This is a genomic window from Streptomyces sp. NPDC015345 (assembly GCF_043078805.1).
Classification (GTDB): domain Bacteria; phylum Actinomycetota; class Actinomycetes; order Streptomycetales; family Streptomycetaceae; genus Streptomyces.
The window spans coordinates 1,002,020-1,016,334 of record NZ_JBIBTX010000001.1; the positions used below are offsets into that span (position 1 = coordinate 1,002,020).

General features: G+C 71.3%; 12 protein-coding genes and 2 tRNA genes. 4 read left to right on the forward strand and 10 right to left on the reverse strand.

The annotated features are described in order from the left end of the window. Nucleotides 1–46 precede the first annotated feature (46 nt). The 3 genes from ACF062_RS04550 to ACF062_RS04560 all read right to left on the reverse strand — a co-directional run bounded on the left by ACF062_RS04550 (nucleotide 47) and on the right by ACF062_RS04560 (nucleotide 2,690). Nucleotides 47–652 (reverse strand): ATP-dependent Clp protease proteolytic subunit, encoded by a 606-nt coding sequence (locus tag ACF062_RS04550; RefSeq protein WP_062774006.1) that lies wholly within the window; start codon nucleotides 650–652, stop codon nucleotides 47–49. A gap of 415 nt (nucleotides 653–1,067) precedes the next feature. Then, entirely contained in the window at nucleotides 1,068–2,456 is a 1,389-nt protein-coding gene (gene tig / locus ACF062_RS04555; RefSeq protein ID WP_392135548.1) for a trigger factor, read from the reverse strand. A gap of 157 nt (nucleotides 2,457–2,613) precedes the next feature. After that, nucleotides 2,614–2,690, reverse strand: a tRNA-Pro gene (locus ACF062_RS04560). A gap of 140 nt (nucleotides 2,691–2,830) precedes the next feature. Here ACF062_RS04560 and ACF062_RS04565 point away from each other — a divergent pair. Beyond that, nucleotides 2,831–2,901: transfer RNA gene (locus tag ACF062_RS04565), tRNA-Gly, on the forward strand. A gap of 111 nt (nucleotides 2,902–3,012) precedes the next feature. Here ACF062_RS04565 and ACF062_RS04570 read toward each other — a convergent pair. Continuing rightward, entirely contained in the window at nucleotides 3,013–3,207 is a 195-nt protein-coding gene (locus ACF062_RS04570; RefSeq protein WP_125512773.1) for a hypothetical protein, read from the reverse strand. A gap of 631 nt (nucleotides 3,208–3,838) precedes the next feature. Here ACF062_RS04570 and ACF062_RS04575 point away from each other — a divergent pair. After that, entirely contained in the window at nucleotides 3,839–5,044 is a 1,206-nt protein-coding gene (locus tag ACF062_RS04575) for an acyltransferase family protein (protein ID WP_392135551.1), read from the forward strand. A gap of 5 nt (nucleotides 5,045–5,049) precedes the next feature. Here the strand turns inward: ACF062_RS04575 and ACF062_RS04580 are convergent, their stop codons facing one another. The 3 genes from ACF062_RS04580 to ACF062_RS04590 are packed head-to-tail and all read right to left on the reverse strand — an operon-like array spanning nucleotide 5,050 to nucleotide 8,779. Continuing rightward, complete coding sequence (locus tag ACF062_RS04580; protein ID WP_392135554.1) at nucleotides 5,050–5,511, reverse strand: HD domain-containing protein; 462 nt, start codon at nucleotides 5,509–5,511, stop codon at nucleotides 5,050–5,052. Next, entirely contained in the window at nucleotides 5,508–7,964 is a 2,457-nt protein-coding gene (locus ACF062_RS04585) for an ABC transporter permease (RefSeq protein ID WP_392135557.1), read from the reverse strand. Before ACF062_RS04585 ends, ACF062_RS04580 begins: the two co-directional genes overlap by 4 nt. Further along, nucleotides 7,964–8,779: an ABC transporter ATP-binding protein gene (locus tag ACF062_RS04590; RefSeq protein ID WP_392135560.1), complete on the reverse strand. Its 816-nt coding sequence runs from the start codon at nucleotides 8,777–8,779 to the stop codon at nucleotides 7,964–7,966. The genes ACF062_RS04585 and ACF062_RS04590 overlap by 1 nt, the downstream gene beginning before the upstream one ends. A gap of 249 nt (nucleotides 8,780–9,028) precedes the next feature. On the opposite strand from ACF062_RS04590, the gene ACF062_RS04595 reads away from it, so the two are divergent. Beyond that, nucleotides 9,029–10,219, forward strand: coding sequence for a cation:proton antiporter (locus tag ACF062_RS04595; RefSeq protein WP_392135563.1), 1,191 nt, complete (start codon nucleotides 9,029–9,031; stop codon nucleotides 10,217–10,219). On the opposite strand, the gene ACF062_RS04600 is transcribed toward ACF062_RS04595, so the two are convergent. Further along, the gene (locus tag ACF062_RS04600) at nucleotides 10,200–11,384 is read right to left on the reverse strand and encodes a PP2C family protein-serine/threonine phosphatase (protein WP_392135566.1); all 1,185 of its coding nucleotides are present in this window, start codon (nucleotides 11,382–11,384) and stop codon (nucleotides 10,200–10,202) included. The two genes, ACF062_RS04595 and ACF062_RS04600, sit on opposite strands and share 20 nt — an antisense overlap. Nucleotides 11,385–11,535: 151 nt before the next feature. Here ACF062_RS04600 and ACF062_RS04605 point away from each other — a divergent pair, with 151 nt between their 5' ends. Continuing rightward, on the forward strand, nucleotides 11,536–12,765 hold the full coding sequence (locus ACF062_RS04605; RefSeq protein ID WP_392135569.1) for a GNAT family N-acetyltransferase: 1,230 nt from the start codon (nucleotides 11,536–11,538) through the stop codon (nucleotides 12,763–12,765). Nucleotides 12,766–12,962: 197 nt separating this feature from the next. Here ACF062_RS04605 and ACF062_RS04610 read toward each other — a convergent pair whose 3' ends face one another. Together ACF062_RS04610 and ACF062_RS04615 are read right to left on the reverse strand one after the other, a co-directional pair. Continuing rightward, nucleotides 12,963–13,211 carry a superinfection immunity protein gene (locus tag ACF062_RS04610; protein ID WP_392135572.1) on the reverse strand — a complete coding sequence of 83 codons (249 nt, stop codon included), beginning with the start codon at nucleotides 13,209–13,211 and terminating at the stop codon, nucleotides 12,963–12,965. Between the two features lie 67 nt (nucleotides 13,212–13,278). Continuing rightward, entirely contained in the window at nucleotides 13,279–14,112 is an 834-nt protein-coding gene (locus ACF062_RS04615; protein ID WP_392135575.1) for an Fpg/Nei family DNA glycosylase, read from the reverse strand. Nucleotides 14,113–14,315: the final 203 nt, after the last annotated feature.

Consider the following 14,315-nt stretch of genomic DNA (forward strand, 5'->3'; position numbering starts at 1 on the left):
GGGAGCGGGGGCTGAGGTTTCGGCTTACAGGGCGCTGAGGGGTGCCTCAGGCTCCCGTGCCGCCCCCGCCCGGCATGCCGGCGGCGGTGGGCATGATGTCGTCGATGAGGCCGTACTCCTTGGCCTCCTGCGGGTCGAACCAGCGGTCGCGGTCCGAGTCGCGGGTGATCTGCTCGACGGTCTGGCCGGTGTGGTGAGCGGTGAGCTCCGCCATGCGGCGCTTGGTGTGCAGCAGACGCTCGGCGTGGATCTTGATGTCCGACGCGGAACCCGCCAGGCCCGCGGAGGGCTGGTGGATCAGGATCTCGGCGTTCGGCAGGGCGAAGCGCTTGCCGGGCGTACCGGCGCTGAGCAGGAACTGGCCCATGGAGGCCGCCATGCCCATCGCGATCGTGACCACGTCGTTCTTGATGTACTGCATGGTGTCGTAGACCGCCATGCCAGCCGTGATCGAGCCGCCTGGGCTGTTGATGTAGAGGAAGATGTCCTTGTCCGGCTCTGCGGCAAGGAGCAGCAACTGGGCGGTGATCTTGTTGGCAATGTCGTCGTCCACGGCCTGGCCGAGGAAGATGATCCGCTCGCCGAGCAGTCGGTTGTAGACCTGGTCGCCGAGGCCACCACCGATGGAGGGGTCGCCGGCGGCGGAGGGCATCAGATTCGTCACGTATCCACCTGCTCGTCTTACGACGGCGCCGGGCCGTCTCACGTCTTCAGCTGGGGCTGGGACCCCGCGTGCCAGCCGCTCCGGGGCGGCTCCGGGGACTCCCCTGCCCTCGTATTCATGGACCCTAACGCGCGGGGTCCCTCCGGGAATCCCGCAGACGGAACTGTTCGCTGTGAGCGCAGGTCGCGGGCCCCGGCCAGGGGCCCCGCCAGGGGCGCGGGGAACTGCGCGGCCAGCCGGGTACGAGCCGCACTCGCCGTGGAGCCTGACGGGGCAGACGCGGCCGCGCCCCGGCGGGGGCTGAGCGCGCAGTTCCCCGCGCCCCTTACGGGGCGGGGCACGGCATGGGCCCCCGGGATCGAGATCCCGGGGGCCCATGGTGCGTGCGTCAGAGCGAGGCGGCTCAGGCCTCGGCCTTCTCCTCGCCGGAGGCGGAGGCGTCGGCGTCGGCGGAGGCCTCGGCGGACTCGTCCGCCTCGTCCTCGTCGCCGAGGTCGACGACCTCACCCTTCGTGTCCTTGACCGTCGCGGCCTCGACGACGACCGCGAGGGCCTTGCCGCGGGCGACCTCGCCGACCAGCATCGGGACCTGGCCGCCTTCGACGACGGCCTGGGCGAACTGGTCGGGGGACATGCCGGAGGACTGCGCGCGACGCATGAGGTGCTCGGTGAGCTCCTCCTGGTTCACGTTCAGCTTCTCCTTGTTGACGAGCTCGTCGAGGACGAACTGCGTCTTGATGCCCTTCTCGGCCTGCTCCTTGGTCTCGGCGTCGAACTCTTCCTCGGTCTTGCCCTGGATCTCCAGGTACTTCGCGAGGTCGAGGCCCATCTGGCCGAGCTGGTGGTTCACCAGGTTGTGCTTGCGGGTCTGGATCTCGTCCGCGAGGAGCTTCTCGGGGACGGGGACCTCGACCAGCTCGAGCAGCTTCTCCAGGACACGCTCCTGGGCCTGCGTCGCCTGGTCGTACTGCTTCATGTTCTCGAGGCGCTTGCGGCTGTCGGCCTTGAGCTCGTCGAGGGTGTCGAACTCGGAGGCAAGCTGCGCGAAGTCGTCGTCCAGCTCCGGCAGTTCACGCTTGGCGACCTGGGTGACCTTGACGGTGACCTCGGACTCCTTGCCGGCGGCCGAGCCGCCCTTGAGCTCGGAGGTGAAGGTGGCCTCAGCCCCGGCCTCCAGGCCCTTCACGGCGTCGTCGATGCCCTCGAGGAGCTCGCCGGAGCCGATCGTGTAGGAGACGCCGGACGCGACGCCGTCCTCCAGGACCTCGCCGTCGACCTTCGCCTGAAGGTCGATCGTCACGACGTCGCCGTCCTCGGCGGCACGCTCGACCGGGGACGTGGAGGCGAAGCGCTCGCGCAGCTCCTCGACGGCCTTGTCGACGTCCTCGTCGCTGACCTCGACCGCGTCGACCTCGACCTCGATGCCGGAGTAGTCCGGGATCTCGATGGTCGGGCGGACGTCGACCTCGGCGGTGAAGTTGAGGGTCTCGTTGTCCTTCAGCTCGGTGATGTCCACCTCGGGCTGACCCAGGACGTTGAGCTCGGCCTCGTTGACCGCCTCGGTGTAGAACTTCGGAAGCGCGTCGTTGACGGCCTCCTCCAGCACGGCCCCGCGGCCGAACCGCTGGTCGATGACGCGGGCCGGGATCTTGCCCTTGCGGAAGCCCTTCACCGTGACCTGCTGGTTGATCTTCTTGTACGCCGCGTCGAGGCTGTCCTTGAGCTCCTCGAAGGGCACCTCGACAGTGAGCCGAACCCGAGTCGGGTTCAGGGTCTCCACGGCGCTCTTCACGGTTCGGTCTCCTTGGTGGGCTGACTGCTGGTTTCTGCCCGGATCAGAGACACACGGGCACACAGCTTGCATAGTAACGGCAAGCGGGAGCCGACCCACAATGCGATCTTGCGGAGGGGGGGCGCGAAGCCGCGAAGAGGGGTGGCGAGGAATGAGGTGGTCGGGGTGGCGGGATTTGAACCCACGGCCTTCCGCTCCCAAAGCGGACGCGCTACCAAGCTGCGCCACACCCCGTCGGTGCGACACGTAGGGTACATGCCCGCAGGCCATGCGGCCCCCGCTGAACCGGGACCGCGGCAGGGGGCGTGCGGCGACCCCCGCCGACCCGCTACGATGCCTTTCGTGCCGCGGCCTTCCGGCCCTGGCGCGCATTTGCGGGCGTAGCTCAATGGTAGAGCCCTAGTCTTCCAAACTAGCTACGCGGGTTCGATTCCCGTCGCCCGCTCCGCAGTCCTCCGGCCCGGTCCGCTGATTCCAGCGGCCGGGTCGGCGGCGTTCCCGGGCCGCCGTGCCGGCCGGCAGCCGATCGCCGGCCAGAAGCTGAATCGCCGGCCGGCTAGAAGCTGATCGAGTTGATGGTCTCCGCCAGTTCGTTCAGGAACCGGTTTATGGAGGGCGCCATACCGGTCGAGGCGAGGAAGAAACCGAAGAGCACCGCGACGATCGCGGGCCCCGTCTTGAGCGATCCCCCGCGGATCAGCACCACAAGGATGATCGCCAACAGCAGTACCACTGACAGCGAGATGGCCACACTGATCACACCCTAGGTCGGTCGCTCTCCCGGCCCGGGGGGTACGGCCCCGCACACCCCCGCCACCGACCATCGTGCCACCAACCCGCCCGCTGTATGCCGCCGCTGACACATCGTCGGGACATCGTCGGCCAACGCTTCCCGGGCCCGGCGTACGGGGGCGCCCTCCGGGGGCGCGTGAGCGGCGTACCGCGCACGCTAATTCGATGGCCCGCGCACACCGGGAATTCAGCTTGATCGTTTCCATCACCACACACGGCGTTCGCAGGAAATTCGAATTGTTGCCGGGGGCACATTGGAGGCGCACCGCGCGTTCACGGCGCCCCGACCAACCGGACATTCCACTGGAGTCGCCTGCGGGCGTTATGCACCATTTAAACCGGATGAATTGTGACGTATAGGACGTCAGGCAACTGCATCTATCTGTCTACCCGCGCGATTCGCGGGTACGTGGAGCCGATAAGCGGTAATCGACTCAGGGATTGACAGGGGTTGAGTTGACGAAAGTGACGAGGGTTTTACGAAGACAGCGCGGCAACGCTAGGGTGCGTCAGATGTTCCACGCTGCCACCACCCCCGTAGGCGCAGTGCGGTCCCGGATCGTCTCACCGAGCTCTTGGTGGGAGGGCCTGTGACCAACTCGGTGCACCCGCACGGACGCCACCGGGCGCCGCTTCCCCCGGTCCAGGTGCCCGCGGCCGGACCCCCGCCCCCGCGCACCCACCATCCGACCCCGCAGGCCGCCACCGCTCCCCCCACCCCGTCCGGCCACCGCGCCGCCGGCCGCGCGGCGAAGCCCGCCAAACAGCGCGACGCGTTCTTCGACAACGCCAAGTACCTGGCGATCGTCCTCGTGGCGATGGCCCACGCATGGGAACCCCTGACGGATCACAGCCGCGCCGCCGAGGCGCTGTACATGACCGTCTACACCTTCCACATGCCGGCGTTCATCCTGATCTCCGGCTACTTCTCGCGCAGCTTCGACATGCGGCCCGACCGCCTGAGGCGGCTGGTCACCGGCGTCGCCGTGCCGTACGTCCTCTTCGAGGTCGCGTACACCCTGTTCAAGCGCTGGGCGGACGACGACCCGTCCCAGCCGATCAGCCTGCTCGACCCCTGGTACCTCACCTGGTTCCTGGTGGCGCTCTTCGTGTGGCGGCTCACCGTGCCGCTGTGGAAGATCGTGCGCTGGCCGGTGCCGCTCGCCCTGGCCATCGCCATGCTCGCCGTGATCTCCCCGGACATCGGTGACGACCTCGACCTCCAGCGCGTCCTGCAGTTCATGCCGTTCTTCGTGCTCGGCCTCTTCCTGAAGCCCGAGCACTTCCAGCTGGTGCGCCGCCGCGAGGTGCGGATCCTGTCCGTCCCGGTCTTCGCCGCCGCGGTGCTGCTCGCCTACTGGGCGGCGCCGCGCATGACGTCCGTGTGGTTCTACCGCCGGGACAGCGCCCAGGAGTTGGGCGTGCCGTGGTGGGTCGGCATCGTGATGACGCTGGCGCTCTTCGGCTGCTCCGTGGTGCTCACCGCGTGCTTCTTCGCCTGGGTGCCGCGCCGCAAGATGTGGTTCACGATCCTCGGCGCGGGCACGCTGTACGGCTATCTGCTGCACGGCTTCCTCGCCAAGGGCTCCCGTTTCTGGGGCTGGTTCGAGGACTACGAGTGGCTGCACAAGCCGCTCGGCGAGATCTTCGTGACGGCCGTCGCGGCGACCGTGGTGACGCTGCTGTGCACTCCCCCGGTGCAGCGGATGTTCCGTTTCGCGATGGAGCCCAAGATGGAGTGGGCCTTCAAGCGGGACGCGGCGGAACTGGCGCGGGAGCGGACCAGGTCGGCCTGACCTCCTCAGAGTCCCAGCAGGGCGCGCATGGCGGCGTACTTCGCCGTCAGGCGCGCCCTTGTCGTTTCGTCCAGGACCGCGAGGCGGGCCGCGTCGGCGTTGTGGGCCAGGTCCGCCTCCTTGACGAGGCGGGCGCCGGGCGTCGCGAGGACGCGTTCCGCGTACGCCTGCGGGGACTCCCCCGGGATCTTGGTGAGCGCCCGCACGATGGCCTTCGTACGAGGGGACAGCGGGGCGTCCCGCAGCCAGTCCTCCGTGAGCGCGTCGTCCTCGACGGAGTCGTGCAGCCAGGCCGCCGCGATCTGTTCGTCGTCGCCGCCCCTGGCCCGCACCCCGTCGGCCACGGCCTGGAGGTGCTCGGCGTAGGGGCGGCCGGCCTTGTCGGTCTGGGTGGCGTGGGCCTCGCGGGCGAGGGCTTCGACTTCTGTGAGCGAAAGCGGCTCGCGGTCCAGGGCGGGGCGTGTCATGCCGCCGACCTTAGCGCCGCCCGGGCCGGGATCGTCGCCGCCGCCAGGCCGAGGACGAGGACCGCGCCGACGAAGGAGCCGTACACCAGCGGCGGGATGTAAGGGGCCTCGCCCGTCAGGCCGTTCATCATCGGGACGAGCGTGGCGAGGGCGATCGCCGAGCCGATGGCGATGCCCGCGACGGCGACGATCAGCGCCTCCCAGCGGATCATCCGCATCACCTGGCGGCGCGTGGAGCCGATCAGGCGCAGGGTGCCGAGTTCGCGGCGGCGGTCCAGGACCGTCATCACCAGGGTGTTGACCGCGGCGACGGCCGCGAAGCCGCCGAGGACGGCCGCCATCGTGGTGTTGGCCCAGGCGTTGAGTTCGGCGTCCATGGACTGGGCCGTGGTGTAGCCGTCGCGGTCGTGGAGGGTGCCGAGGCCGGAGAGTGCCTCGGCGGAGCCGCCCTTGGTCCAGATCTCGTGGGTGAAGGACGACGTGACGTGGTGCTTCAGGCCGGCGGCGGGCAGGGTGACCTGGGAGAGGCCGAGGCCCCTGCCGTACGTGGCCACGACCTTCGGGGAGGCCTTCGTACCGTCGGGCAGGAGGATGTCGAGGCGGTCGCCGACCTGGACGCGCGCGGCGTGGGCGAGCGCGGCGTCGACGGCGATGTCGCCCTTGCCGAGCCGCAGGGCGCCGGTCTCCACCGAGAGGTCCTGGACCTTGGCCAGGTCGGTGGCCGAGCCCGTGATGCCCTGCGCCGACGCCGAGGCGAGCAGGCGGTCGCCGACCGAGTACTGCGGGACGATGACGGACGTCTTGAGCCGTCCGACGGCGGAGGTGACCCCGTCGGCGCGGGCGGCCTTCGCGACCGCGCCGGGCGCGAGGCCCGCGTCGGAGGAGACGATGTGGTCGGCGGTGATGCCCGCGCGCTGCTGGTCGGCGGTGGCCTTGTCGGTGCTGGTGTGCAGGAAGACGAGCACGGACGAGAAGGCCATGGCGAGCACGATCGGGGTGATCGCGGAGGCCAGGCGGCGGGCGTTCGTACGGGAGTTGGCGGCCGCCAGCGCACCGGGGGCGCCCGCCTTGCGCAGCGGGAGGCCGAAGAGCGCCGCGCAGCCGCGGGCGACCAGCGGGCCGAGCAGGGCCATGGCGAGCATGAAGAGCATGACGACGCCGAGCGCCGCGTTCGCCGCGTCCTCACCGGTGGTCTGCGAGGCGATCCCCGCGAAGGCCACGCCGCCGCCGAGCGCCGCGACGCCGATCGGGGTGCGGATCTTGCCGGGCCGCAGCCGCTCCACGGAGGCCTCGGCGAGCGCCTGGCCGGGCTTGACGCGGGAGGGGCGGCGCGCCGCCAGGTAGCCCGCGAGCAGGGCGGTGACGACCGCGGTGCCGACGGCGGCGGCGAACGGGAGGCCGGACACCGTGAGGCCGACGGCCTCCGGGATCGCGCCCTTCTCCTTCAACTGCCCGAACCACCAGCGGGCCAGGACGATGCCGGGCAGCAGTCCGGCCGCGCCGGCGAGGGGGGCGACGAGCAGTGCCTCGGTGGCGATGGTGCGACGGATCTGGCGCGGGGTGGTGCCGATGGCGCGGAGCAGGGCGTACTCCCGGGCGCGCTGTCCCACGGAGAGCGCGACGGTGCCCGCGGCGGTGAAGACGGCGACCAGGGCGGCGATGCCGCCGAAGGAGCCGCCGAGGCCGGTCAGCATCTCCTTGGCGTAGGCGAGCCCGGAGTCCTCGACTCCGCCGCGGTCGTCGCCGGTGTGGACCTCGGCCTTGTCGCCGAGAGCCTGTGCCACCCGGGACTTGAGGGTGTCGGCCGAGACGTCCGGCTCGGGCAGGACGGCGATGGCGTCGACGCGTCCGGGGTGCCCGGAGAGACGGAGGGCCTCGGCGTCGGCGAACCAGGCGGTGGGAGCGGCCTGCCCGGCCTCGACCGTGCCGGAGACGCGGAAGGCGCGCGGGCCGTCGGCCGTGGTGAGCGTGACGCGGTCGCCGACGCGGGCGCCGGGCGTGGCGAGGGCCACCTCACCGGAGCGCGGCGCGCGGCCCTCGGTCAGCTTCTCGCCGGTGAAGGCGGTGGAGCCCCAGCCGTGCGCGGTGACGGTGCGGTCGCCGGACCGCACGGGGAAGGTGACGTCCGCGACGGCGGTGCGCGCGCCGGGGACGGCGGCGGCCTTTGTGACCAGGGCGTCGTCGAGCCGGGCGCGGTCGGGCAGCGGGATGCTCTCCTCGGTGCGGTCCTCGCCGCTTCCGGTGACGAAGTGCGCCTCCTGGTCGGCGGCTGCCACCACGGGGGCGTTCGCGTAGCGGACGGGCGGCACGGAGGCGCGCAGGCCCGTCTCCAGGAGGATGCCGCAGGCGGTCACGATCAGCGAGGCCATCATCAGCGCCACGAAGGTGCCGGCGAAGGCGGCGGGTTTGAAGCGGACGGCCGCGCGGGCCAGGCCGTTGGGCACGTACGCCATTACGCGGCCACCCCCGTGCGGGCGGGAGCCGTCAGCGCGGTCATGCGGGCGGCGATCTGCTGCGCGGAGGCGCGCTCCAGGCGGTCGACGACGGAGCCGTCGGCGAGGAAGAGGACGCGGTCCGCCCAGGCCGCGGCGGCGGGGTCGTGGGTGACCATGACGACGGTGGCGTTCATGCCGTCGACCGCGGAGCGCAGCAGGCCGAGGATCTCGGTGGCGGTGGTGGTGTCGAGGGCGCCGGTCGGCTCGTCGGCGAAGATCACGTCCGGCTCGGTGACCAGGGCGCGGGCGATGGCGACGCGCTGCTGCTGGCCGCCGGAGAGCTGGCCGGGGCGGCGGCCTCCCTTGCCGCCGAGGCCGACGCGGGCGAGCATCTCGGCGGCCTTGCGCCGGTCCGGGCGGTGCCCCGCGAGGCGCATCGGCAGGACGACGTTCTGCTCGACGGTCAGCGAGGGCAGCAGGTTGAACGCCTGGAAGACGAAGCCGAGGCGGGTGCGGCGCAGCGCGGTGAGCCTGTTCTCGCTCATGCCGGTGATCTCGGTGCCGCCGAGGCGGACGGTGCCCGCGCTCGGCCGGTCCAGGCCCGCCGCGCACTGGAGGAAGGTGGACTTGCCGGATCCGGAGGGCCCCATGACGGCGGTGAAGCTGCCGCGCGGCAGGGCGAGGTCGATGCCGGCGAGGGCGTGCACTGCGCCGGCCCCGCGGCCGTACTGACGGCGGACACCACGCAGTTCGACGGCCCAGTCGCCGTGCGTCGCTCCGAGGACGCGTACGTCCTCCTCGACGACCCGGTTCTTCTTCCGCCGCAGCCCCATGTTCCCGTCCACCTCTCCGTACCGAATTCGACGTCTCGAACCTACGGAGCGGGGGGTGTTGGGGACCATGACGGCTCCCGGCCGATGCCGGGTAGGGCAAACCCCACCTCCCGGCTCGGGCCGGCCCCACAAACCCTTTTGGTAAGCTAACTATTGACGCTTTCTTTACTACCCCTTGACCTTGCCACTCGAATCTCTCGAAACTCTCGAAGGAGCGGGCCCATCGGACACGCGGACACCCTGATAGCCATGGGCGGTGCCTTTCTCGCCGCCGCCGTGCTCGCCCGCCTCGGCGGCCGCATCGGACTGCCCACCATTCCCCTCTTCATCCTGGCCGGGATCCTCCTCGGCCCCCACACCCCCGGCGTGGTGCTGGTCTCCGACCCCCACGACCTGGAGATGCTCTCGGCGCTCGGCCTGGTGCTGCTGCTGTTCTATCTGGGCCTGGAATTCCACCTGGACGACCTCAAGACGGGCGGCCGCAAGATGGCCCTCGCCGGAGGGACGTATCTGGCGCTGAACGTCGGCGCGGGCCTCGGCTTCGGGTTCGCGCTCGGCTGGGGCACCTCCGAGGCGCTGGTCCTCGCCGGGGTGCTCGGCATCTCGTCCTCGGCGATCGTCACGAAGGTCCTCGTCGACACCGGCCGCCTCGGCAACGCGGAGACGAAGCCGATCCTCGGCATCATCGTCGTCGAGGACATCTTCCTGGCCCTCTACCTCGCGGCGCTCCAGCCGGTCCTGTCCGGCGCGGACAGCCTCGCCGCGGCCGTGCTCGACGGCGGCAAGGCCTTCGGCTTCCTGCTCCTGCTCGCGCTCGCGGCCCGCTTCGGCACCCGCGTCGTCAGCCGCCTCTTCGCCACCAGGGACGACGAGCTGCTCGTCATCTCCTTCCTCGGCGCGGCCGTCTTCGTCGCGGGCGTCTCGGAGTGGTTCGGCGTCGCCGACGCGATCGGCGCGTTCATGGTCGGCCTGATGCTGGGCAGCACCGCCTCGGGCGAACGCATCCGCACGCTGGTGCATCCGCTGCGGGACGCGTTCGGCGCGATCTTCTTCTTCGCGTTCGGGCTCTCCATCGACCCCGGTGACCTGCCGGTCGTCCTCTGGCCGGTGCTCGCGGCGGTCGCCGTGACGCTGTTGATGAACGTCCTCGCGGGACTCGGCGCGGCACGCGTGTACGGGTTCGGGCCGGGCCCCGCGGCGAACATCTCCACGACGCTGCTGGCCCGCGGCGAGTTCGCGCTGATCCTCGCCACGATGGCGGCGGGCGCGGGCCTCGACGAACGGCTCTCCCCCTTCATCGCGGGGTACGTCCTGCTGCTCGCCGTCCTCGGCCCGTTGGCAGCGGGGCGCTCGCAGTGGCTGGCGCGGGTGCTGCCCGGCGGACGTGACCACGCGGTGGCGGCACCGGAGCCCAAGGCGCTTACGCCTCCCGGCAGATGAGCAGCAGTGCCCGGTCGTCGTTGACGTCCTTCGCGACCGCCTCGATGAGGTGCCAGGCCGCACCGTGGAAGCCCCCGGCCACATACCGGTCGGCCTCGCCCGTGAGGCGGTCGATGCCCTCGGCGATGTCCCGCTCCGAGGTCTCCACGAGGCCGTCGGTGAAGAGCATCAGCACGTCGCCGGGGCGCAGCATGCCCTTGACCGGGTCGAACTGCGCCCCGTCGTAGACGCCGAGGAGCGGGCCGTGGCCGGTCTTCTCCTCCCAGCGGCCGCTGCCCGCGCTGAGCTGAAGGCCCGGCGGATGGCCCGCGGAGAAGAGTTCGTAGTCGCCGGTCTCCAGGTCGAGGACCAGGTGGATGGAGGTCGCGAAGCCCTCGTCCCAGTCCTGGCGCAGCAGATAGCCGTTGGCGGCCGGCAGGAAGGAGTGCGGGGGCAACGAACCGAGCAGCCCGCCGAACGCCCCCGAAAGGAGCAGGGCGCGCGACCCGGCGTCCATGCCCTTGCCGGAGACGTCGGTCAGGACGACCTCCAGGGTGCGGCCGCCGTTGGTGCGGGCCGCGACGACGAAGTCGCCGGAGAAGGACTGCCCGCCGGCCGGGCGCAGCGCCATCTCGCGGTGCCAGCCGCGCGGCAGTTTCGGCAGCTTGCTCTGGACGCGGATGCGCTCGCGCAGGTCGAACAGCATCGTGCTGCCGCCGCGCCAGGGCACGCCGACCCGGCTGCGGAACTGGGCGATGACCAGCCCGAAGAAACCGCAGGCGGCCACCACGAGGACCACGCCCGGCGTGACCCGCGAGGGCCCGTCGGTGTACGGGCCGAGCTGGATGGACTCCACGATCAGGGCGACGGCGGACGCCGCGTACAGCGCGAGGAGGCTGGCGGGGCGCAGGAGCAGGCCGCCCGCGACGATGGGCAGGACGAGGGCGGCGGGCGCGCACCACACGCTGTTGAGGATGGTGGCGGCGGTGATCAGCGGGACGGTGAGGAGCAGCCCGGTCAGGGCGACCCAGTCGGAGCCGTCGCCGCGGAAGTAGTCGACCCCGGATTTGCGCAGCACGATGCGGGCCCGGTGCAGCCGCTTCTTCATCCGGGCCGTGAACGTCTCGGCTTCCGCCCGCCGCTCGCCACGCTCGCGCCGCGCGCGCCCTTCTCGTCGTACCACCATTGCTCGTGGACCCTATCCAGCGGGCCGCGTACTTCGCACGGGAGGTCCCGGTTGTCCCCCGTCAGAGGCAGCTCCGCGACGGCTCGCGACAGCCGGTTCCGGCCGCCTAAATCCAGTCGCTCCGGGCGTATCACCCTGGTAGGCATGGCATATGACGACTGACTTGCGGGTGCTCGCGGAGAGCGAATGGGCGTGCTGGTACGGGGCGTTGGACCTGGCGTTCGGGGGTGTGCCGGAGGCGCCGCAGGAGCAGGAGCTGTGGCGCGACCTCGTCGAGCTCGACCGGTCGTTGGGGGTGTGGGACGGGGACGCGTGCATAGGGACGACGTCAGCGTTCTCCTTCCGGCTCTCGGTGCCGGGCGGCGCGCTGGTGGACGCGGCGGGCGTGACGATGGTGAGCGTCGCGGCCACGCACCGGCGGCGCGGGGTCCTGACGTCGATGATGCGGCGCCAGCTCGACGACGTGCGCGCCCTCGGTGAACCGCTGGCCGTGCTGACCGCCTCCGAGCCGGTCATCTACGGCCGGTTCGGGTACGGCGCGGCCACCTTGCAGATGAAGGCCGACATCGACACGACCCGGGTGCGGCTGTCCGTCCCGGCCGGTACGGATGACGTACGTCTGCGCTACGCCGCGCCCGCCGATGTCCACGCCGCGTGCGAGGAGTTGTACGCCCGCAGGGTCGCCGGGCGGCCCGGGATGCTCGCCCGGCGGCCGGGCTGGGAGCGGCACGGACTGCTCGACCCGGAGAGCGACCGCGCCGGGGCGTCACCGTTGCAGTGCGTCGTCGCGGAGCGCGCGGGGGAACTCGTCGGATATGTGCGGTTCGCCGTCAAGCCGGACTGGAACTGGCAGGGCCCCAAGGGCGCGGTGCACGTGCGCGACATCGAGGCGCCGGACCCGGCGGCGTACGCGGCGCTGTGGCGGTTCCTCTTCGACATCGACCTGACGTCGTCGCTCGTCGCGCGCAGCCGACCGGTGGACGACCCGCTGCTCCAGCTCGTCTCGGACATCCGGCGGTGCGACATCACGGTGCGCGACTCGCTGCATGTGCGGCTCGTCGAGGTGGGCGCGGCACTGGAGGCGCGTACGTACCAGGCGCCCGTGGACGTGGTGTTCGAGGTGGCGGACGCCTTCTGCCCCTGGAACGCGGGGCGTTGGCGGCTCACCGGCGACACCAAGGGCGCGTCGTGCGCGCGTACGGAGGACGCGGCCGACCTCGCCCTGTCGGTGCGGGAGTTGGGTGCCGCGTATCTCGGGGGCGTGTCCCTCGCGTCACTGGCGGGCGCGGGGCGGGTGCGGGAGCTGCGGCAGGGGGCGCTGGCCGAGGCGTCGGTGGCCTTCGGGTCGGACGTGGCGCCGTGGCTGCCGCACGGGTTCTAGGGCCTGTCTGACAATTCGCGTCGTCGCCCGGAGGGCGGCCTCGCGGCGTCAGGTGCGTGCTCTAGGCGTGCCGGGCGTAGGGCCTCGTACTGGATGTACTTGGCTCTGCGCCCGGTGCGGCGAGAGTGCGTGCATGGCGTCGCGAGGCAGGCGGGAATTGTCAGACAGGCCCTAGCCGGGGGCTTCGGGCCGAGGGGTCAGGCGGAGGGGGCCAGCGGTATCTGCGGCTTGCGCGTGGCGAGGTAGAGGGCGACCAGCCAGCCGATCAGCGAGGCGCCGACGGCGACGTTGAGGACGAGGACCACCCAGCGCAGTTCGATCCCTCGGTTGAAGGCGATCAGGGACGGCAGCACGTAGAGGACGACGGTGAGCAGCGCGAGAGTGAGGCCGCCGATGGAACCGAGTTCGAAGCCGAAGTCGAAGCCGGGCATGTCGAAGCCGAACATGAAGAGAACCCCCCGTTGAGCTGGTCGAACAATCGCTGGTCAGGCGATTGGAACTGGAGATCCAATCCTAACCGTGCCGCTCCCCGTCCCGGCCGGGCCGCTGGCAGGCCGGGCACCAGAAGAGGTTGCGGGCGGCGAGGTCGGCGGTGCGGATCTCGCCGCCGCAGATGTGGCACGGCTGGTTCGCCCTGCGGTAGACGTACACCTCACCGCCGTGGTCGTCGACGCGCGGCGGGCGGCCCATGGCTTCGGGGGTGTGCTCGGGCCGGACGGTGTCGATGCGGTTGAGGCGTACACCCTCGCGCATCAGCTCCACGAGGTCCGCCCAGATCGCGTCCCACAGCTCCTCGGTGAGGTCCTTGCCCGGGGTGTAAGGGTCGATGCCGTGCCGGAAGAGGACCTCGGCACGGTAGACGTTGCCGACGCCCGAGACGACCTTCTGGTCCATGAGGAGCGCGGCGACGGTCGTGCGGCTGCGCGAGATCCTGCGGTACGCCTTGGCCGGGTCGTCGCCGTCGCGCAGCGGGTCGGGGCCGAGGCGGTCGTGTATCGCCTGCTTCTCGCCGTCCGTGATGAGCGCGCAGGCGGTCGGGCCGCGCAGGTCGGAGAAGTGCGTGTCGTTCGCCAGGCGGAGGCGGACGGTGTCCGTCGGGGGCGGGGCGGGCGTCCCGCCGAGGGTGTACTTGCCGAAGAGGCCGAGGTGGATGTGGACCCAGTCGCCTTCGCCGAAGCCGAGGAAGAGATGTTTGCCGTGGGCTTCGGCGGTCTCCAGCACCCGGCCGGTGATCAGCTCGGCACTGTCGCCGAACTTGCCCTGCGGGCTGGTCGCCCGGACGGGGCGGCCTTGGAACCGTTCCCGGTGATCGGCCGCGAGGCGGTGAATGGTGTGCCCCTCCGGCACGGGTCCCTCCGGGGGTTGTGCGGGTCGAAGAATCGCCTTGACGGCTCGTCCTCAAACGCCGGACGGGCTGAAGACTCCGGCGCGGGCCGGGGCGAGGAGTTCCGGGCCGGTCGAAGAATCGCCTTGACGGCTCGTCCTCAAACGCCGGACGGGCTGAAGACTCCGGCGCGGGCCGGGGCGAGGAGTTCCGGGCCGGTCGAAGA

Coding starts and splice junctions, on each gene's coding strand:
- ACF062_RS04550 (WP_062774006.1), bottom strand. CDS start 652: ATGCCCTCCGCCGCCGGCGACCCCTCCATCGGTGGTGGCCTCGGCGAC.
- ACF062_RS04580 (WP_392135554.1), bottom strand. CDS start 5,511: ATGACACGCCCCGCCCTGGACCGCGAGCCGCTTTCGCTCACAGAAGTC.
- ACF062_RS04590 (WP_392135560.1), bottom strand. CDS start 8,779: ATGGGGCTGCGGCGGAAGAAGAACCGGGTCGTCGAGGAGGACGTACGC.
- ACF062_RS04595 (WP_392135563.1), top strand. CDS start 9,029: ATGGGCGGTGCCTTTCTCGCCGCCGCCGTGCTCGCCCGCCTCGGCGGC.
- ACF062_RS04605 (WP_392135569.1), top strand. CDS start 11,536: ATGACGACTGACTTGCGGGTGCTCGCGGAGAGCGAATGGGCGTGCTGG.
- ACF062_RS04610 (WP_392135572.1), bottom strand. CDS start 13,211: ATGTTCGGCTTCGACATGCCCGGCTTCGACTTCGGCTTCGAACTCGGT.
- ACF062_RS04585 (WP_392135557.1), bottom strand. CDS start 7,964: ATGGCGTACGTGCCCAACGGCCTGGCCCGCGCGGCCGTCCGCTTCAAA.
- ACF062_RS04600 (WP_392135566.1), bottom strand. CDS start 11,384: ATGGTGGTACGACGAGAAGGGCGCGCGCGGCGCGAGCGTGGCGAGCGG.